We start from the raw sequence: 18248 nt of genomic DNA, 5'->3' as shown, positions 1-18248 counted from the left end.
TACCGCGATCCGCTAGAGCAGCTTGTCCAAGGTGACGGGCAAGTCGCGGATCCGCTTGCCGGTTGCGTTGAAGACCGCGTTGGCCACGGCTGCCGCGACGCCCGTGATACCGATCTCGCCGATCCCGCGCGCGCCCAACGGCGACCGTGGATCGGCGATGCCGGTCCACATCACGTCTATCTCGGGCACGTCGAGATGGGAAGGAATGTGATAGTCGGCAAGCGTCGCGTTCATGATCCGCCCGCTTCGCTCATCGAACAACGTCTCCTCGGTGAGCGCCAGCCCCAGGCCCATGATCATCCCCCCCTTGAACTGGCTGGCCGCAGTCTTCGGATTGAGGATCGTCCCGCAATCGAAGGAGCCCAGCAACCGGTCCACGCGGACCTCGCCCGTCACCTTGCTCACGCGCAGCTCGCAGAAGATGGCCGAAGAGCTGTGCATCGCGAATTTCAGCATCTCGAGCGGCGCGCTTCCCGCTGCGCTGACCGTGACCTCGTCACGCGCCGCACGCGCCAGGATCGACCGGTAGCTCTCACGCCGCGACGGATCGTTGATGCCGGCGATGCCTCCATCGACAAGACGGACGTCGCCGGCGCGCAGGCCGGCGATCGGACTGTCGTTGCCGGCGAGGCGCAGTAGTTCGCCTGTCAGCTTTTCCGTAGCCGCCATGATCGCTCCCGCGACCGACACGGTTTGTGACGACCCGCCGGCCATCGGCCCGGCCGGCAAGGCGGAATCGCCCATCTCGAACGTGATCGCCTCGACCGGCAGGCCCAGGCGATCCGCCGCGTGCTGGACCTGCACCGTCGCGGTTCCCATGCCCATCTCCTGGGCCGAGCACGAGACGGTCGCAGAGCCGTCGCGACGAAGCGTGATGCGGACATTGGCGCCCGGCATCCGGGCATAGGGGAAGCTGCCGCTCGCGCAGCCCATGCCGATGCGCCACTCGCCGTCGTGCCGTGCGCCCGGCTCTGCGAGGCGGCGCTCCCAGCCGAAGCGCTTCGCGCCGTCTGCATAGGCCTGCGTCAGCGCGCGCTGCGAGAAAGGAGCGTCGCTGATCGGGTGCCGGTCGGGCTCATTGCGCCGGCGCAACTCGATCGGATCGATACCGATCGCATGGGCGAGCTCGTCGATGGCGCATTCGACCGCGAAAGTGCCGATCGCCTCGCCGGGCGCGCGCATGAAGGTGTTCGGCACGACGTCGAGATCGACATGGCGCTGGACGATCTCGAAGCTCTTCGAGCGATAGAGCGCGCGTGTGCCCAGCGTATATTGCTCGGGACAGGCGCCGTAGGGCGGCATGATCGAGTAACCGGTATGCACCAGCGCGGTGAACTGGCCATCAGCGTCCGCGCCGATCGCCACACGCTGCTCCGTCGGGCTGCGCCCGCCTATCATGCGGTAGACGCTGTCGCGGCTCAGCATCAGGCGCACGGGACGGTCGACGAGCCTGGCCGCGGCAACTGCCACGACCTGATGGTCCCACAGGCCCTTGCCTCCGAATCCGCCGCCGACGAATGGTGAAAGGACGCGAACCTGTTCCTTCTTGAGGCCGAAGAGCTTGGCGAGGGCGTTGGCGCTTGGCGCGATCATCTGTGTTGCGTCGTGCACCACCAGCGACCCGCCTTGCCACGCGACCGTGACGCCATGGAGCTCGATGGCGTTGTGGTTGTGGCCCGGCGTCCGATAGATGTTGTCGACGCGATGCGGCGCGCGCCCCAGCTCTCGTTCGGCGTTGCCGACGGAGACGTGGTTCTTCTCGATCAGGATCGACGCCGGGGTGCGCGCTTTGTCCTTGGCGTCGTCGAAGCGGGTCTTGGCGGTATCGACCGCATAGTCGATCTCGATGAGCGAGGCGGCATGATCCGCCTCTTCCTGCGTCTCGGCGACAACGGCCGCAACCACCTGGCCGTTATACCGCACCGCCGGTTCCTGCATGATGGGCAGGCTGCTGTTGCCCACGGCCGACAGGTCGGTCAAGCCGATGAGCGCAAGGGTTCCGATCCTGGGCATGTTTCGGTGCGTCATCACCAGGATCACTCCCGGCGCCGCCTCCGCATTGGCGGTATCGAGGCGCGTGATCCGCCCGAGCGTCACGGTGCTATGGACCAGGCTGGCGTAGCATAGCCGATCCATCGCAACCTCAGCGGCGAAGCGCGCCTGTCCCCTGACCTTCTCGGGACCGTCCAACCGGGAAGCCTGCCGTCCGATCGCCGCACGACGCAGTATCAACGGATCGGGCGTGCCGCCCGGCAGCCATTGCGCCGGAACCCATCCCAGCACGGTCTTGACCGATTCGACGACGGCATTCTGCATCCTGCTCATCGGTCGCTCCCGCTCAATTCGGTGAGGACGGCGCTCAGCGTGCGCTGCGCCAGCTCGATCTTGAAGGCATTGCCGGGTAGCGGCGTGGCGTCGGCCAGTTCGTCCGCCAGTGCAGCCTCGAATGCCTGCGAGGTAGCCGGGCCGCCGCGCAGCGCCGTCTCAGCCTTGAACGCACGCCAGGGTTTCGGGGCAACGCCGCCGAACGCGATGCCGATCTCCTCGATCCTGCCTGCGCGCACCGTCAGCCCGGCCGCGACCGAAACCAGCGCAAAGGCATAGCTCGCCCGATCGCGCACCTTCCGATATGTCGATCGGGCGAAGCGGGGCGGCGGAATCTCGACGGCGACGATCAGCTCGCCAGGCTCGATCTCGGTCTCCAGATCGGGCCGCTCGCCGGGCAGCCGGTGGAAGTCGACGATGGGGATGGTTCGCGCGCCGCGCGTCCCGGCAACCTGGATGCGGGCATCGAGCGCCGCCAGGGCCACACACATGTCCGAGGGGTGCGTGGCGATGCAAGCGGGCGAGGCGCCGATGATCGCGTGATAGCGGTTGAACCCGCCTGCGGCGTCGCAGCCGCTCCCCGGCGCGCGCCTGTTGCAACGGGCGCCAGCAACATCCTGGAAGTAGAGGCAGCGGGTTCGTTGCATCAGGTTCCCGCCGACGGTCGCCATGTTGCGGATCTGCGCCGACGCGCCCGCCAGAATGGACCGAGCCAGCATCGGGTAGCGCGAGCGAATCTGCAGATGCGCGGCGACGGCGCTGTTGCGTGCGGCCGCGCCGATCAGGAGGCCTCCCTCGCTCGTCTCCTCGATCGCGTCCGACAAGGTCGTCACGTCCACCAGACTGGATGGCCGCTCCACGCCCTTCCGCATCAGATCGACGAGGTTGGTACCGCCGCCGAGCAGGCGGCCCCGGCCGCCAGCCGCCATTTGGATCGCCTGATCGATCGAGGAAGCGCGTTGGTAACTGACCGGATTCATGCCGCGCGCTCCGCCGCGACCTGAAGGATCGCATCGACGATGCCGTTGTGCGCGCCGCACCGGCACAGATTGCCGCTCATCCGCTCGCGCACCTCCTCTCGCGAAACAAGGACAGGCGCCGTCAGGTCGGGCGTGACGTAGCTCGGCACACCCGCTTCGATCTCGCGCAGCATCGCCGCCGCGGCGCAGATTTGGCCCGGCGTGCAGTAACCGCACTGGAAGCCGTCATGCTCGATGAAGGCGGTTTGCAGCGCATGCGGGTCTTCGGCACTGCCCAATCCTTCGATGGTCGTCACCGATCGTCCGTCCATCTGAACGGCCAGCGTCAGGCAGGACAGCGCCCGCTCCCCGTCGACAAGGATGGTGCATGCGCCGCAGGCGCCTTGATTGCAGCCGACCTTGCTACCCGTCAGATGAAGCCGCTCGCGCAGCAGATCGAGCAGGGAAACGCGCGCATCGTCGGGCACAGCAACATCGGTGCCGTTGATCCTGATCGCCATCGTCGTCCTCCGAGAGCAGGCCAAAAACGCGTCAACCGCGCTCATCCAGAAGTTAAAACGAAGTTCGTACTATTCAATCCTCGTGATGTACGATTTTCGTGATCATGCGGATAAAATTCTTGCGCTCGGCAGGGGAGAGCGGTTCGAGCATCCGTCGGCAAATGTCGCGATATGCCGCCACAATGGCGTCGGCGCGCGCCTTGCCGTCCGCTGACAGCTGCAGCGCCACGGCCCGGCGATCTCCCTCTGGGCGGTGCCGCTCCAGAAGGCCGCGCTTGGCGAGACGGTCGGTCGCCGAGGAGATCGTGGTGTTCGGCACGGCCAGGAAGCGCGCGATGTCGGTGGGCCCGCATCCCGGGTGATCCGCCACGTAAATGAGTGTCTGCTTGTCGAGCTCATTCAGCTGCGTTTCCGAGCCAAGCTCATCCGGCAGCTTGTACCGGCGTGCGAAAGCGTCGAACGCAGCGCCGAGGCTGGCAAGCTGGTCATCGGTCGGCGTGCTCATGACATCGGCATACCGCGGCATGGCCGTGGGTGGCCAGTGGCTGCTGGCCGCGCAACAAACGGGAGCTCGCCGGATCAAAGGCTCAGTCTTTGATCGGTGGGCTTTTTGCTTGCATTGTCTTGTCGCTGAACCGCCAGGACCCGCACCATGTACCGTCGCCGCCTGCTTGCCGCACCGCTCCTCGCTGCACCATTCGCGGCGGGGGCGCAGTCGCTGTTCGGCGACCGGCCGATCCGCATGATCGTGCCCGTCGCCGCCGCCGGCGCGTCCGACATCGTGGCCCGCATCATGGCGGATGCGATGACGCCGCTGCTGGGCCGTCCAATCGTCGCGGAGAACATCGCGGGCGCTGGCAGCACGCTGGGCGCCAACGCCTTCCAGCAGACGCCTCCGGATGGGCAGACGATCTACGTCCCCACCAACAACCACGCGCTGATGAAGCTGATCTATCCGCAGTTCGCCTACGACCCGGCGGCGGATTTCGTGGCCGTCGCGCTCGTCTCGCGTCAGCCCTTCGTGCTTGCCGTGCACACCTCGGTGCCGGCGCAAACCGTGCCGGAGTTCGTCGCCTGGCTGCGCCAGCGCGGCACGGCGGCCAATTGCGGCACCGCCGCGCCGGGGGCGGTCAACTACATGGCGGCCGAGCTGTTTCGCCTGCGCGCCGGCGTGGACTTCACCATCGTTCCCTACCGCGCCGCCGCCGCTTCGGCGCAGGATCTGGGCGAGGGGCGGCTCGACTTCAGCATCGACAGCCCGAGCCTGCTGATGCCGCTGGTCCGCCAGGGCAAGCTGCGCGCGCTCGCGGTGACGATGGCCGGCGGTTCCACCCTGTTGCCCGGACTGCCGGGGCTGCAGGAGGCGGGCGTCCCGGACTACGACAATGCCGCCTGGACGATGATCTTCGTCCGTCCCGGCACGCCCGAGCCGGCGCTGGCTTCGTTGCGTGCCGCCGCGGCGCGCGCCGTGGCCGATCCCGCCGTGCGCGAGCGTCTCGCGGCCGCGGGCTTCGAGACCTGGCCCGACGCTTCACCCGCCGCGGCCGAGACGCTGCTGCGCTCGGAGATCGCGCGGTGGACGCCGATCGTCGCGCGCCTCAATCTCAAGCCGAGCTGATCTCAAACCAAGCTGAAAGGCCTGACCGTGGGCGAACAGATCGAAGAGCTCGCGCGGTTCGTCGCGCGCACCGGCTGGGACGACATGCCGGAGGCGGTACACCGCCGCGCCAAGCTCGTCCTGCTGGACACGATCGGCGTGACGTTGGCCGGCGCCGCGCGCCCCGAGGTGATGGGCTTAAGCGAGCGGCTGCTGGCGGGTGCGGGTGGCGGCGCGACGGTCCTCGCAGCCGGATTGCCCCAGGCCGACACCCGCACCGCCGCGCTGCTGAACGGCATCGCCGCGCGGGCGGTGGAACTGTGCGAGGGCTCGCGCGGCCTTCAGCCGTCGCCGCACATCCTGCCGGGCGTGCTGGCGATCGCCGAGCAGCGCGGCCTGGGCGGGCGCGCCATGCTGGGCGCCTTCGTCCTGGGCTACGAAGTGGCGGGGCGGTTGAACCGCGGTTACACGCCGCGCGCTTTCTCGCATCCCAATGGACAGCTCTCGCTGCTTGGCGCGGCGGCGGCCGGCGCACGGCTCCACGGGCTGGACGGGGCGGGCGTCAGCCTGGCGATGCGCGTCGCCACCACCATGCTGATGACGCCGAGCTACAACAACACCGTCGCCGGCGGCACCACGCTCAACCTGCCGGCGGGGCTGGGCGCCGTGGCGGGAACGCTGGCGCCGGAGATGGCGGCGAGCGGCTTCGCGGCGCAGGAGGGTGCGATCGAGGAGGCGCTCGGCGTCATGGTGGGCGCGGGCTTCGACTCCGCGAAGCTGCCCGACGACATGGGGCGGCGGTGGGAGATTTTGGAGAACTATTTCCGCTTCTACGCCTGCTGCAATCCGATCCATGCCGCGCTGGACAGCCTGGCCGAGACGCTGGCCGTGCTGAAGCCCAAGCCGGAGGAGGTCGCGCTGGTCGACGTGCAGACCTTCGACTTCGCCTCGGTCATGCGCAATCCGGCGCCAACCAACTACTTCGCGTCGAAATATTCGCTGCCGCATGCGGCGGCGGTCCTGATCACGCGCGGCGGCCTCAGCTTTGCCGATATCGACGACAGCGCGCTCGAGGATCCGGTCATCGCCACGCTGCGACCGCTGGTGCGGATCGCGGCGGATCCGGCCATGACGGCGCGCAGCACGCCGACGCTCCGGCCCGCCCGTGTCACGCTGACGCTGAAGGACGGGCGCAGCGCCACGGCAGCGCGGGAGAATTCCGTGCGCGACACGCTGAAGCCGGATCCCGAGCCGCAGGTTCGCGCGAAGTTTCGCGAACTGGCGGCGGGGCATCTGACGCCGGCGGGGATGGATGCGATCGAAGCGGCGGTTGATCGCTGCGAAGAGTGGCAGACGATGGCGGAGCTGATCGAGCCGTTGCGGCAGCATGCGGCATGACCTGCTCCCCATAGCACTATGGCGCGAAAAACTTGAGGAGGGCCTCAGTCGTCTCCGCCGGCCGCTCCTCTGCCAGCCAATGGCCGCAATCCGGAATGCTGCCACCTGAGACGTTGGTGGCGAATTCTTCCAGCATGGCGACGATCCTCGCGCCCCATCTGTGTTCTCCTCCCAACGCGAGGACGGGTATCGTCAAGGGATCGCGCTTCCAGCCGAGAGCGTTTGTGTGGTCCACCGGGAAGGCGCGATACCACTCGAGTCCGCCGCGGGTGTTCCCGGGTTGAGCGAAGGCGCGCGCATAGACTTCCACTTCTTCGATCGGGAACGCGCCATGGTTGAACGTGCGATCGAAGAAGAAAGCCGAGACGTAGTCATACTCGCGACCTTGGATGAGGCGCTCCGGCAGATCGCGCTTCATGTGGAACGCGAAATGCCAGACCATCGGGTCGATGAAATTGGCCTCCCACTGGCTCCAGCCCGGCATCGGCGCATCCAGGATCGCAACGCGCGTCACGGCCTCGCGGTGCGTGAAGGCCAAGGCCAGGGCGACCATCGCTCCGATATCGTGGCCGCACACGGCGTAACGCTCGAAACCCAGCGCTGCCATCGCGCCGTGCACGTCTTCGGCAAGGCTTGCTTTGTCGTAGCCGCCCTGAGGGCAGTCGGAATGACCCGCTCCGCGCAAATCGAGGGCGACCACGGTATGCCGTTCGGCGAGCGCCGGCATGATCTTGTGCCATTCCCACCAGGTTTGCGGAAAGCCATGCAGCAGAACGAGTGGCGGCCCGTCGCCACCGACGACAGCATGGATCTTGACGTCGCCGGCGCGCAGCATCTGGTGACGGAAGTCGTCCAGCTTGGAGCTCATTGTCGGTCCTTTCGGTGAATGCCTGATGGTGTCATCGCCAGAAAGTCAGTGATCGCGCGAGCCAACTCGCTCGGGCGTTCCTCCGCCGGGTAATGTCCGCAGCGCTCGATGATCGTCGCCTGGACATCTTTCGCGACCCGACGAATCGTGCGTTCGGAAGCGGGTCCGTATCCCCACTCAGTCCCAATCGCCAGGACGGGCATTGTTAGGGGTGTCTGTCCCCAGACCGAATTATCGCTGCGGTCGATGGGCAGCGTGCGGTAATAGCTGAAGGAGGACCTCAACGCGCCGGGTCGCTGAAGCGCGCGGGCGTAGTGCTCAATGTCGGCGTCGCTCACTGAATTCGGATCGAAGAGCCCGACCTTCTCGCGCCGCATGAAATGGTCGACGAACAGCTTCTCCCGTCCGCGGACCAGCTCTTCGGAGATGTCGCCGGCCATATTGAAGCCGAAGTGCCAGCTTCCCCCTTTCGACACATCCATTGACTCTTCCTGGCCGAAGCCCGGAAGGCTGCTCTCGATGAAGATCAGGTGGCTGACCTCTTCTGGCCATTGTGCTGCGTAGGCATAGGCGACGTGCCCACCGAGGTCGTGACCGGCCAAGACGATGCGCGACAAGCCGAGCGCCCGGACAAAATCCCGGAGGCGACGAGAGATTGTTTTCTTGTCGAAGCCACCGTCTGGTTTCGACGTGTAGCCAAAGCCTGGCAAATCAGGAATCACGACATCGCATTGGGAGCTCAGAAGCGGCGTCACTCGACGCCACGCATGCGATGTTTGTGGCCAACCATGGAGCAAGACGATGGGGAATCCGCCATGGCCTGCACGGTGGTAGGCAAACCGAATATCAGCGGCCCGCAGCGATTCGTATTCGGGCTGTTGGGCCATCAGGTTCCCCCTCTCGACGTCGCGTCGAGAAACGGGACAAGCACGTCAATGACGGCTCCAGGGGCTTGTTCAGGCACCAGATGGCCGCAGGAAATGTCGAAGCCGCGCACGTCATCGGCCCAGCGACGCCACACATCGGTGGCGGTCAGCGTGCCGGATTCCATCCCAGCGGCAACCAGCCGCTGTTTGGGCCAAAGTACCAGAAGCGGGCAGCCGATCTTTCGTCCGCTGGCGCGATCAGCCGCATCATGATCGGCGTCTGGACCATAGGCGGCTCGGTAGTCTTTGATAATCGCATCGCGCACCGAGTCCTTGCGGAACGCGTCGCGATAGTCGGCCACGGCGGCAGGATGGAGCTTCTCGATCCCGCCGGCCATGTGGTTCAGCGTGGTGTCGAGGAAAGCATCGGGATCGGCTGCCAACAGACGTTCGGGAAGATCACTGGGCTGGAGGAACAGAAACCAGTGGAAGGCCGATTTTGCGAATTCGCGGTCCACCGCGGGCCATACGTCGAGCGTTGGCACCACGGCAAGAGAGCAATAGGCGCTCACCCGGTCCGGATGATCCAGAGCGAGCCGATAACCGGCGCGGGCACCACGGTCGTGCCCGACAACGGCAAAGCGTTCATGTCCCAGGGCCTGCATCATGGCCACAAGCTCGGCGGCGACAGCCCGCTTGTCCCAGGGCCCGGCATCACGCACGCGGCTTCTGCCATAGCCGGGCAGATCGGGAATGACGACGGAGTAGCGCGCCGCCAAGGCTGGGGCGACCGCGTGCCAGGTGGCATGAGTTTGCGGATAGCCATGCAGCAAGAGCACGGGCGGCCCATCTCCTCCTGTCACGCCGGCGAAGCGCACGCGTGAGGTCGTGCAGTCCAGCACCGAGAAACCTTCGAATAGGCTGGTGGTCGGGGAGATTTGGCGCATTACGGAACTTCCTGATCGATCGAACGAGGTGACGCGGCCGCCGTTGATTTCCTTTTACGACCGGGCGGTCTATATATCGACGTGCGACGCGGCGATGTGGACATGAAATGGTCTATTTGGCGAAGCGGTCGATAAGGGTCTGAACGACGGCTTGGGATGCGCTCCGGTCCGAGCTTGTCTTGCTGACGACGCGCATGCCTTCGACCAGACAGACAAGCAAACGGGCGACGGTCGCGGGTTCGACGCCATCGACCAATTCGCCCTCGGCCCGTGCGCGCGTCAGTGCCGAGGTCAACCGGGTCTCCATCGCCTTGAAGAAGCGCCGGATACGCTGTTCGACCTCGGTGTCATGGCCGGCCAGTTCCATGGCAGTTGCCACCACAAGGCATCCGCGCCTGGCGCCAACCCCACTCGCCCGCTCGACATACCCGGCAAGACAGACCCGTATGCCCGCCAAGGCATTCTTTCGCGGATCGAGCTCGGTATCGAGGCGCGTCAACGAATCGTCGATATAACGGTCCAAGGCGCGCAAAAAGAGGCCATGCTTATCGCCAAAGGCTGCATAGAGGCTTCCGCGCGAGAGTTTCGTCGCCTCGAGCAGATCGGGCAGCGATGTGCCGTTGTAGCCGGACGACCAGAAGACACCCATGGCACGCTCTATGGCTGCGTCCGTGTCGAACTCACGGGGGCGGCCGCGCGGCATCCGCAGTAGGCTCTGTCGTGCCATTTTAGATATATGGACCAATCGGTCGTTAAAAGCAAGCCCGCTTCCGGAGGCCGGCCACGCCGGGCACTCCATGAAATCGTGCCAAGCCACCGAGGCCGGCTAGTGGCTCCAGTTGAACTCGCTCACGTACTTGTCGACCCTTGCCAACGCTGCCGCGCGCTCGGCCGGGGAGATGAAAGCGGCGGTGAAGCCATTGCGCACCAGCGAGACGATCTCCTCGACGGTCAGGCCGAGCGCACGCTGACATTCGACGAGGTTTTCGCTGACATAGCCGCGAAAGTAGGACGGGTCGTCAGAGTTGACCGTGACGTGAAGGCCCGCATCCATGAGCTTCTTGAGCGGATGAGCCTCCAGCGACGGGACGCCCTTCAGGCGCAGATTGGAAATCGGACAGACCGTCAAAGGGATCTTGATGTCGGCCATCTCGCGCACGAGTGCCGGGTCGTCAAGGCATGAGACGCCATGATCGACGCGATCGACACCCAGCAGCTCGACGGCTTCGCGAACATAGGAAGCGGGACCTTCTTCGCCCGCGTGAGCCGTGATCCGAATTCCCTCGCGCCGGCAGGCCCGGAAGAAGTGCCGGAACTTGGACGGGGGATTGCCTTTCTCGGCGCCGCCCATTCCGATTCCCAGGATCCGGCTGAACCACGGACGCACCTGTTCGAGAAGATCGAGCGCGTCCTGCTCCGTACGATGACGCTGTGCCGTAACGATCAGCCCGCAACTGATGCCATCTTCCTGCTCGGCATCGTCGATTGCCTTGAGCGTGCCGTTGAGCACTGACGCGATATCCACGCCCTTGCTCGTGAAGCTCTGGGGGCCGAGAAACACTTCGGCACGAACGACATTCTCGGCGTGCGCCTTGCGGAGATAGGCGCGCGCGAGCTCGTAGAAGTCGGCTTCTTCGACCAGGACCTGGCAGCCCTCGTAGTAGAGATCGAGGAACGACTGCAGGTCCGAAAATTCATAGGCATTCCTGAGCTCTTCCGCGGTCTTCCAGCGAAGCTGGCACTTGTTGCGTTCACCAAGGCGCATCAGCAATTCGGGCTCGAGGCTGCCCTCGAGATGCATGTGCAGCTCCGTCTTGGGAATGCCGCGGATGAAGTCTTCCATACGATCCATGTCACTGTCCTTTCGAGGCATCGATCAAAGCGTCCGAACGGAGACGCGCTCGATCAGATGGAAGTCCATGTATTCGAGGCCGGAGGGCGGGGCGCCGGCCAGCTGATCGAGCAGGCGCCTGGCGGCTCTCTCGCCCATTTGACGAAAGGGGAGATGGACCGTGGTCAATGGCGGGTCGACGTACTGGGTCATGACCTGGTCGCCGCAGCCGATGATGGAAACGTCGTCGGGCACCGACAGATTTCGGCGGCGGAGCTCCATGACGGCGCCGAGCGCCAGAATGTCGCCCGTGCAGGCGATCGCCGTGTAGCTGGGTTTCCGACCGAACAGGCGCTTTACCGCGAGTCGGGCACTTTCGGCGTCGTAGTCGGCGGTCTCTTCCACGTCGTCGTCGGCGCATTGCCCGAAATGGTGCGTCATCCGCTCCCGCGCCCCGCGCAGGCGGTCCGCGACAGGGGGCGTGTTGCCGGTGGGTCCGGTCAGGATCGCGATGTCGCGATGACCGCGCTGCACAAGAGTGTCGATTGCCAGCGCCATCGCATCGGCATCGCGCATGGCGACGGCACTGCGATCGAGGATATCGGCATTGCAGTCCTGGAGGCTGACGGCGACTCCACGCGAGTGGGTGAGCTGGAACAGTTCCTCCTTGTGAACGGGGCCGGTCAGGATCATCCCATCCACACCACGCTCCAGCATCACCTTGGTCTGTTCGAACTCACGGTCTAGATCGCGGTAGGAACAAGCCACAAGGAGCCCGTAGCCGGCTGCCTGCAGGGTCTGCTCGATCGCCTCGATGCCCGAGGCGAACAACGGGTTGGCAAGAGTTGGAACGATGAGCCCGACCGTCAGGGATTTGCGGCTGATCAGAGCGCGCGCGGCGTTGTTCCGTATGTAGGAAACTCGGGCGAGCACATCTTCCACGGCCTGCCGTTTGCTTTCGCGGACCAGCTTCGGATGATTGAGGACGCGCGACACCGTCGCCGGCGACACGCCGGCCATCCTGGCGACGTCGACAAGCGAGATGTCGTTGATGCCCGGCCGGCTGCCGGCGTCAGGCTCGGGCGCTCGAGTGCGTGGTTTGGTCATTCTGGAAGACCCGGCTCAGGCGACTCGGCTGTTGGGATCGAACTTCTGCACCGCCTTGAACCGGCTGACGATGTAGTCGCCGAATTTGATCGGCTCGTGCTTTGGGGGCGACTCGGCACTGCAGCACGTCGGCAGGCAGACGACCGGGGCGTCGTAGTCGAGGTTGAAGAACATCGGGATGGAGTAGCGTTCCCGCCCAGTGCGATTCGTCACACGATGAAAGTTCGAGACGTAGACGTCATTGGTCCATCGCTGGAAGAGGTCGCCGATATTCACCACGAACGTTCCGTCGATGTATGGCGCCGCGATCCATTCGCCATCCCGCTTGCGCAGTTCGAGACCGCCGATCGGATCTTGCGCCAGTATCGTGATCATGCCGAAATCGGTGTGGGGAGCGGCACCGTGGGCGTTCAGTGAGGTGTCGGGCGTCTGGGGTGGATAGTGGAACAGACGCATCTGCAGCATGGGCTTGCGGGTGTACTGGATGAAGAACCCATCCGGCAGCCCGAGCGCCCGGGCGATCAAGCGCAGCAGATCGAGGCCCAGGGACTTCACTTGCTCGAAGTAGGTCTCGGCTGCTTCGCGAAGCCACGGCATCTCGGCCGGCCACTGGTTCGGCGCGTGCAGCGGCAGGCCGGAAAGGACTGCCGGATCGTCGGCAGGAAGATCGACGCCGACCTCATAGCTCTCCTTCAGATCGGCGGCGTACCCGGGCTGACGCGTGACGCCTTGAGCCATGAAGCCGCGGCGGTAGAACGGATGCATGGCGTGGCCACGCCTGATCTCCTCCGGCATGGCGAAGTAACGTCGCGTGGCGCCAAAGACCGCGTTCAGGGCGGTCTCGCTGACGCCGTGATTGGCGATGTAGAAGAAGCCTGTCTCCCTGCAGGCACGATCGAGCTCCGCGGCAAGCGGATCGATCTGGCCGTCCGTGCGCAAGGGTGACAGGTCGAGGATCGGCACTTCATCGTGGCTGGCGACGCGGACGTGTTGGGTCATGGAATGTCCTCCCTGAAGACGAGCTCTGACTAGAGACCGGTTACGTGTATCTGGTTGCTGTTCGCCCAGAACAGCACCCGGCGCTGGATGGTCGTCATCAGCAGGTGCAGCCCGACGCCAATCAGCGAAAGAACCAGCAGAATCGCAAAAACTCCTGCCATGTCGAAGTTGAAGTTCTTCTGAAGGATCAGGAAGCCGAGTCCTTCCTTCGCGCCAACGAACTCGCCGACGATGGCGCCGATCACCGACAGCACGATCGCCACGTCAAGACCGACGAAAATGAAGGGAAGAGCCTGGGGCAGTCGCGACATCCGAAAGATCTGCCACTCAGTCGCAGTGTGCGCGCGCAGCATGTCTATCTGCTCCGTCGGCGCCGAGCGCAAACCGACGATCGTGTTGGCGAGCAGGGGGAAGAATGCGATTGCCGCCGTGATGATGACCTTCGAAGACAGGCCGTAGCCGAACCAGATGACGATGATCGGCGCGATAGCGACTTTTGGCACCGTCTGGAAGGCGACAACGTACGGATAGAGCAGGCGCTCCAGGAACAGCGATTGGCCAATGAGGATCCCGAGCGCGATGCCGAGGCCCGCGCCCGCGAGGAAACCGCAGATGATTTCCGTGAACGTGACGGCGATGTGAGGCAGGTAGCTTCCCGTTCCCAATCCTTCGCCCAATGCCTCAAAGACGGCAATTGGCGTGGGCAGAACGATGGCGGGAATATCAAGCATCCGGACGGCCGCTTCCCAAACGACCAGGATGACGAGGAGCAGGAGAGCGGAAAGCCACCCGACCTGGGCCTTGGCGCGATCCAGCCGACTGGGTCGTCTTACGGATACAGAAGAAAGGACGCTCATCACTCGGTCCCCACGCTGCCAAAATGTCTGCGGATCGTCGTCACATATCGGCCGAAGTCCGGCGTATTGAACATCGCGAGAGTGCGCGGGCGTGGCAGATGCACGTCGACCACCTCGGCAACGCGGCCTGGCCGCGGTGTCATCACCACCACACGGTCGGCCAGAAAGATGGCCTCGGGGATACTGTGGGTCACCAGGATGATCGTGATGTTCTGCTCGCGCCAAATGCGCAGCAACTCGACGTTCATCGTCTCGCGCGTCATGGCATCGAGCGCGCCGAATGGCTCATCCATGAGGAGCACCGAGGGTTGGTGAACCAGGGCCCGGCAGATGCCGACGCGCTGCTGCATGCCTCCGGAAAGTTCGCCGGGATAGCGATCTTCGAAGTCCGCCAGGCCAACCAGCGCCAGCAGCTCGCGGGCGCGCTTGCGGGCGGCACCGAGGTCGAGGCGCTGAACTTCTGAGGGCACCATCACGTTGTCGACGACGGTTCGCCACGGCAGGAGCACGGGCGACTGGAAGACGACCCCGACCTGGCGACTGGGGCCGTCTATCTCGGTCTGGCCCATGCGAACGCTGCCGGAGGAACGCGCGAGGATGCCGGCCAGGATGCGCAAGAGTGTGCTCTTGCCGCATCCGCTGGGTCCCACGATCGTGACGAAGGACCCATCTTCGATCGCGAGGTTGATGTCGCAGAGCGCATGGACGTCGGCGCGATCGCGCGAGCGATAACGCTTCTCGAGGCTTGAGATGGTAACGAGCGCCTTCTTTTCTCGCGCGACCGGCGCCACAACAGCGGAACGCTGGATCGCGTGCATCAGTTCGTCTCACACTTGCGGGCGGCTTCGCGGACCTTGGCAGCGTCGAAGTCATTCACACGGTCGTAGAAGCCTGGAAGGTTCGTGAGAAAGGTGTTGGCCGGCATGCCACCCTTGATGAGATCGGCCTCCTGAAGGAAGCTCTGCAGGCGCGCGAAGTTGTCGGCTTGGGCATAGCCCCACTGCTTGCCGCCGTTGAGCTTGAATCCGTCCTGCAACGTCAGCAGCTGCTGGCTGATGGCGTTCAAGTCCCAGCGCAGCGCGGTCGCTTCGTCGACACCCTTGGGCTTGGCATCGGGATACCGTTTCCAATGCAGCCGGACGGCACACTCGGGATTCTCGATCGCGTAGATGGTCGCCTTCACTGAGCCTCGCGCGATCGCCACGACCATGTCGGAGGCCTTGTCGATCGTTTTCTGCATCGTGGTCAGCGAGTAGTCGGGGTACGAACGCCAGTCGGGTGGAATGATCTCCCTCAGATCAAGGCCGGCATTGCGAAAGCCCGCGGTGGCGCCTGCCCAATAGATGAGCGCATCGACCTTGCCGGTGCGCAGGGCTTCCACCGGCGGTGCTCCCATCCCCAGCGGCAGAAAGCTGATGCGATCGCGGTCGACATCCATCCCCTTGGTGCGAAGGTAGCTCTTGAGCAGGGGAACGCCATTCGTGGCGATCGTGAAGACGCCGATCGTCTTGCCCCGCAGATCCTCAGGCCCCTTGATCGGCGATGTCGACAGAACCGAGATGGACCAGTCCGTGACACCGTTTGCCAGCACGATGCGGACGGGCAGTTTGTTCATGACGTTCGACTGAATGACCGCTGCGGCGCCGATTTGCGCAAAATCTGAGTTGCCGCTGACCATTTGCTGGACGGCCTGGAGCGAGGCACCGACGGGCTGGACGTCGACGTCATAACCCTCGTCCTTCCAGTAGCCGAGGCTCAGCGGGAGGGTGGCCATGGGATAGGCCACCGTGAGCACCGAAGTGCCAACGCTGATCGTGACTTTCTTCAGCGGCTGGGCTTGCGCCGCAGAGAAACCGAGCAAGGTTGCAGCAAAAGCAATTGCGATCAGCCGACGTTGCATTGCGATCCCCAGGTTCACCGCATTAGCACGGCCTGAAAACGCTTTCAGACGGCGTACTATAGGTCTGAAAACGCTTTCAGCAAGCCTTATGCCAAGTCGGCGCCCAGAACCGCTTGTTGGCTACTCGAACGATCCGTCCATTTCGGGGTTCGCCTCGAAGTCGAGCAGAAGCCGCGCGCAGAGTTTGGTCATCAGCTTGCGCTCCTGACGGGTCAGCGAGGTCTGGCTTTTCGCCAGGATCGAATCGTCCGCCAGACTCTCGAGTGCCCGATCGGCGACCTGCTTTCCCTTCGCCGTGAGGTGTATGAGGAAGCCGCCCTTGTCCGCGGGGTCGGGCCGACGCTTGACGAGGCCGGCAGCCGCCAGGTGGTCGACTTTCTTGGTGATCGCTCCCGACGTTATCAGCAGCGCCCGGAAGAGATCGGTCGGTCGCAGCGCATAGTCGCCGCCGGACCGGCGTAGGGCGAACAGCATGCGGATCTCCGAGGCGCTCAAGCCGAACAGCCGCTGCCATTTCCGGTCGCCCACGCGATCGACGATGCGGCCGATGCGGATCAGGTAGATCGGCAGAAGGTAGTCGAGCGGGTCGAGGTCCGGCCGTTCGCGTGCCCAGCTGGCAGCGATGTCCTGCGCGGGGCTGCTGGTGATGGTCTTGCCTGTTCTTGCCATGGACGCTGACGCTCGGGCTCTCGGACGTGGTCGGACTATACGCGACACAAAAGGATTGACAATACGCCTTACCGGGAAGACGAATAGGCCATTCGTCTTCCCGGTAAGACGTATTTGCTGAGGGAGCAAGTGCCATGATGAGCCGAGCGGACAACGACCGCCTCTGCCGGATGTGGGCCTGGAACCCCCATGGGGGCGGTGTTCCGGCGTTTCTGGCTGCCGATCTGCACTTCCGACCGCGTGCCGGTGCCGGGCGGGGCGCCGCGTTTCGAGCGGCTGCTGGGCGAGAACTTCGTCGTCTTCCGCAATGGCGAGGGCCGGGTCGGCGTCCTCGACGAGCTCTGCCCGCATCGCGGCGCATCGCTCAGCCTGGGCCGCGTCGAGGACTGCGGCATCCGCTGCATCTATCACGGCTGGAAGTTCGGCAATGACGGCGCGCTGCTCGAGGTCATGAACATTCCGGCGAACAGGCGGCCGCCCAATGTGCGGGCGCCGTCCTTTCCGGTCGTCGAGGCGGGCGGCATCGTCTGGACCTATCTTGGCCCGAAGGAACATCAGCCGCCGGCGCCGCATTTCGCCTTCATGAACCTGCCCGAGAACCAGCGTGTGCTGCTGCGCGTCGATGGCAACTACAACTGGGTGCAGTCGCTGGAGGGTGGCCTCGACAGCTCGCATGTCGGCATCCTGCATTCGAATGCCGCGCGGCCGGGCTGGAACGGCCCGTCAGAGGTGAAGGTCGGCGCCTTCGAGGATACCGGTCCGGTGCTCGAGGTCGAGGATACCGAGTTCGGGTATCACTACGCCGCCTTTCGCCAGGGCGGTCCCGGCCAGCCGTCCAACGTGCGCATCGTCCCATTCATCATGCCAAGCGGCCGCATCATTCCGGGCGGCGCATTGCAGGGCGCCAGCAACCACACCATCGCCTTCGAGATCCCGATCGACGACGAGCATACGGCGACTTACACGGTGCGCTACGGCGGCGCGCCGATCAGCCGGGAGAGCCGGCTGCGGGAAACCGGCTTCGATGATCCCGAAGTCTACTCGCAGGAGCAGCAACGACTGCTGCTGACGCGCGCCAACTACAATCGCCAGCGTCGCGACATCATGGACCGCAACTGGTCCGGCCTGAACGGCATCGCCTTCGAGGACACGGTGATCGCCACGTCGATGGGGCCGATCCAGGATCGCACGAAGGAGCATCTGATCGCCTCCGACCTGGCTGTCGCCCGGCTGCGCCGCCGGTTGCTCGACTCGGCGGCGCGCATCGAGCGCGGCGAGCCGCCGGTCGGGGCGCATGTCGACACAAGCCTGATCTCGTCGATCGATGCGCCGGCGCCGCAAGGTGCGCACTGGCGGACATTGCTGCCGAACCATCGCGCTGTCGCGACGGCGGCATGAGGACGA

At 64.9% G+C, this 18248-nt stretch carries 18 protein-coding genes; 3 read left to right on the top strand and 15 right to left on the bottom strand.

The genetic code is table 11. The features are described from left to right. Positions 1–12 precede the first annotated feature (12 nt). From RSO01_RS21655 to RSO01_RS21640, 4 genes are all read right to left on the bottom strand, one after another. A complete protein-coding gene (locus RSO01_RS21655; protein ID WP_218037421.1) occupies positions 13–2316 on the bottom strand; it encodes a xanthine dehydrogenase family protein molybdopterin-binding subunit in 2304 nt (767 codons plus the stop codon). 5 nt (positions 2317–2321) lie between these two features. Next, the gene (locus RSO01_RS21650) at positions 2322–3305 is read right to left on the bottom strand and encodes an FAD binding domain-containing protein (protein WP_147151540.1); all 984 of its coding nucleotides are present in this window, start codon (positions 3303–3305) and stop codon (positions 2322–2324) included. Further along, positions 3302–3805: a 2Fe-2S iron-sulfur cluster-binding protein gene (locus tag RSO01_RS21645; protein WP_147151539.1), complete on the bottom strand. Its 504-nt coding sequence runs from the start codon at positions 3803–3805 to the stop codon at positions 3302–3304. Before RSO01_RS21645 ends, RSO01_RS21650 begins: the two co-directional genes overlap by 4 nt. Positions 3806–3878: 73 nt before the next feature. Continuing rightward, a complete protein-coding gene (locus tag RSO01_RS21640) occupies positions 3879–4310 on the bottom strand; it encodes a MarR family winged helix-turn-helix transcriptional regulator (protein ID WP_147151538.1) in 432 nt (143 codons plus the stop codon). 147 nt (positions 4311–4457) lie between these two features. On the opposite strand from RSO01_RS21640, the gene RSO01_RS21635 reads away from it, so the two are divergent. Beyond that, the gene (locus RSO01_RS21635; RefSeq protein ID WP_147151537.1) at positions 4458–5423 is read left to right on the top strand and encodes a Bug family tripartite tricarboxylate transporter substrate binding protein; all 966 of its coding nucleotides are present in this window, start codon (positions 4458–4460) and stop codon (positions 5421–5423) included. Between the two features lie 27 nt (positions 5424–5450). Continuing rightward, positions 5451–6800: an MmgE/PrpD family protein gene (locus RSO01_RS21630; RefSeq protein WP_147151536.1), complete on the top strand. Its 1350-nt coding sequence runs from the start codon at positions 5451–5453 to the stop codon at positions 6798–6800. A 16-nt stretch (positions 6801–6816) separates the two neighbouring features. Here RSO01_RS21630 and RSO01_RS21625 read toward each other — a convergent pair whose 3' ends face one another. From RSO01_RS21625 to RSO01_RS21575, 11 genes are all read right to left on the bottom strand, one after another. Beyond that, the gene (locus RSO01_RS21625) at positions 6817–7668 is read right to left on the bottom strand and encodes an alpha/beta fold hydrolase (protein ID WP_147151535.1); all 852 of its coding nucleotides are present in this window, start codon (positions 7666–7668) and stop codon (positions 6817–6819) included. Further along, a complete protein-coding gene (locus RSO01_RS21620) occupies positions 7665–8555 on the bottom strand; it encodes an alpha/beta fold hydrolase (RefSeq protein WP_147151534.1) in 891 nt (296 codons plus the stop codon). The genes RSO01_RS21625 and RSO01_RS21620 overlap by 4 nt, the downstream gene beginning before the upstream one ends. Next, on the bottom strand, positions 8555–9481 hold the full coding sequence (locus RSO01_RS21615) for an alpha/beta fold hydrolase (protein WP_147151533.1): 927 nt from the start codon (positions 9479–9481) through the stop codon (positions 8555–8557). The genes RSO01_RS21620 and RSO01_RS21615 overlap by 1 nt, the downstream gene beginning before the upstream one ends. 112 nt (positions 9482–9593) lie before the next feature. Beyond that, positions 9594–10130 carry a TetR/AcrR family transcriptional regulator gene (locus RSO01_RS21610; protein WP_246158657.1) on the bottom strand — a complete coding sequence of 179 codons (537 nt, stop codon included), beginning with the start codon at positions 10128–10130 and terminating at the stop codon, positions 9594–9596. 177 nt (positions 10131–10307) lie between these two features. Continuing rightward, on the bottom strand, positions 10308–11333 hold the full coding sequence (locus tag RSO01_RS21605) for an adenosine deaminase (RefSeq protein WP_147151532.1): 1026 nt from the start codon (positions 11331–11333) through the stop codon (positions 10308–10310). Between the two features lie 24 nt (positions 11334–11357). Next, positions 11358–12419, bottom strand: a complete 1062-nt coding sequence (locus tag RSO01_RS21600) for a LacI family DNA-binding transcriptional regulator (RefSeq protein ID WP_147151531.1) — start codon at positions 12417–12419, stop codon at positions 11358–11360. 15 nt (positions 12420–12434) lie between these two features. After that, positions 12435–13418 carry an isopenicillin N synthase family dioxygenase gene (locus RSO01_RS21595; protein WP_147151530.1) on the bottom strand — a complete coding sequence of 328 codons (984 nt, stop codon included), beginning with the start codon at positions 13416–13418 and terminating at the stop codon, positions 12435–12437. 29 nt (positions 13419–13447) lie between these two features. After that, on the bottom strand, positions 13448–14275 hold the full coding sequence (locus RSO01_RS21590) for an ABC transporter permease (protein ID WP_147151529.1): 828 nt from the start codon (positions 14273–14275) through the stop codon (positions 13448–13450). Beyond that, positions 14275–15093 carry an ABC transporter ATP-binding protein gene (locus RSO01_RS21585; protein WP_147151528.1) on the bottom strand — a complete coding sequence of 273 codons (819 nt, stop codon included), beginning with the start codon at positions 15091–15093 and terminating at the stop codon, positions 14275–14277. Before RSO01_RS21585 ends, RSO01_RS21590 begins: the two co-directional genes overlap by 1 nt. Next, positions 15093–16175 carry an ABC transporter substrate-binding protein gene (locus RSO01_RS21580; protein ID WP_147151527.1) on the bottom strand — a complete coding sequence of 361 codons (1083 nt, stop codon included), beginning with the start codon at positions 16173–16175 and terminating at the stop codon, positions 15093–15095. Before RSO01_RS21580 ends, RSO01_RS21585 begins: the two co-directional genes overlap by 1 nt. A 120-nt stretch (positions 16176–16295) precedes the next feature. After that, the gene (locus RSO01_RS21575; protein WP_147151526.1) at positions 16296–16844 is read right to left on the bottom strand and encodes a MarR family winged helix-turn-helix transcriptional regulator; all 549 of its coding nucleotides are present in this window, start codon (positions 16842–16844) and stop codon (positions 16296–16298) included. 189 nt (positions 16845–17033) lie between these two features. On the opposite strand from RSO01_RS21575, the gene RSO01_RS21570 reads away from it, so the two are divergent. Continuing rightward, positions 17034–18242 carry a Rieske 2Fe-2S domain-containing protein gene (locus RSO01_RS21570; protein WP_147151525.1) on the top strand — a complete coding sequence of 403 codons (1209 nt, stop codon included), beginning with the start codon at positions 17034–17036 and terminating at the stop codon, positions 18240–18242. Positions 18243–18248 lie beyond the last annotated feature (6 nt).

Source organism: Reyranella soli (assembly GCF_007992495.1).
Classification (GTDB): domain Bacteria; phylum Pseudomonadota; class Alphaproteobacteria; order Reyranellales; family Reyranellaceae; genus Reyranella; species Reyranella soli.
Note: the sequence above shows the minus strand (reverse complement) of the source record. Positions and strands in the feature narration are given on the sequence as shown.

Excerpts from the sequence above, each read along its gene's own strand:
- RSO01_RS21585 (WP_147151528.1), bottom strand. The coding sequence starts at position 15,093 with ATGCACGCGATCCAGCGTTCCGCTGTTGTGGCGCCGGTCGCGCGAGAA.
- RSO01_RS21615 (WP_147151533.1), bottom strand. The coding sequence starts at position 9,481 with ATGCGCCAAATCTCCCCGACCACCAGCCTATTCGAAGGTTTCTCGGTG.
- RSO01_RS21645 (WP_147151539.1), bottom strand. The coding sequence starts at position 3,805 with ATGGCGATCAGGATCAACGGCACCGATGTTGCTGTGCCCGACGATGCG.
- RSO01_RS21620 (WP_147151534.1), bottom strand. The coding sequence starts at position 8,555 with ATGGCCCAACAGCCCGAATACGAATCGCTGCGGGCCGCTGATATTCGG.
- RSO01_RS21650 (WP_147151540.1), bottom strand. The coding sequence starts at position 3,305 with ATGAATCCGGTCAGTTACCAACGCGCTTCCTCGATCGATCAGGCGATC.
- RSO01_RS21640 (WP_147151538.1), bottom strand. The coding sequence starts at position 4,310 with ATGAGCACGCCGACCGATGACCAGCTTGCCAGCCTCGGCGCTGCGTTC.
- RSO01_RS21595 (WP_147151530.1), bottom strand. The coding sequence starts at position 13,418 with ATGACCCAACACGTCCGCGTCGCCAGCCACGATGAAGTGCCGATCCTC.
- RSO01_RS21635 (WP_147151537.1), top strand. The coding sequence starts at position 4,458 with ATGTACCGTCGCCGCCTGCTTGCCGCACCGCTCCTCGCTGCACCATTC.
- RSO01_RS21575 (WP_147151526.1), bottom strand. The coding sequence starts at position 16,844 with ATGGCAAGAACAGGCAAGACCATCACCAGCAGCCCCGCGCAGGACATC.
- RSO01_RS21570 (WP_147151525.1), top strand. The coding sequence starts at position 17,034 with ATGGGGGCGGTGTTCCGGCGTTTCTGGCTGCCGATCTGCACTTCCGAC.
- RSO01_RS21600 (WP_147151531.1), bottom strand. The coding sequence starts at position 12,419 with ATGACCAAACCACGCACTCGAGCGCCCGAGCCTGACGCCGGCAGCCGG.
- RSO01_RS21580 (WP_147151527.1), bottom strand. The coding sequence starts at position 16,175 with ATGCAACGTCGGCTGATCGCAATTGCTTTTGCTGCAACCTTGCTCGGT.
- RSO01_RS21655 (WP_218037421.1), bottom strand. The coding sequence starts at position 2,316 with ATGCAGAATGCCGTCGTCGAATCGGTCAAGACCGTGCTGGGATGGGTT.
- RSO01_RS21625 (WP_147151535.1), bottom strand. The coding sequence starts at position 7,668 with ATGAGCTCCAAGCTGGACGACTTCCGTCACCAGATGCTGCGCGCCGGC.
- RSO01_RS21590 (WP_147151529.1), bottom strand. The coding sequence starts at position 14,275 with ATGAGCGTCCTTTCTTCTGTATCCGTAAGACGACCCAGTCGGCTGGAT.
- RSO01_RS21605 (WP_147151532.1), bottom strand. The coding sequence starts at position 11,333 with ATGGATCGTATGGAAGACTTCATCCGCGGCATTCCCAAGACGGAGCTG.
- RSO01_RS21610 (WP_246158657.1), bottom strand. The coding sequence starts at position 10,130 with ATGGGTGTCTTCTGGTCGTCCGGCTACAACGGCACATCGCTGCCCGAT.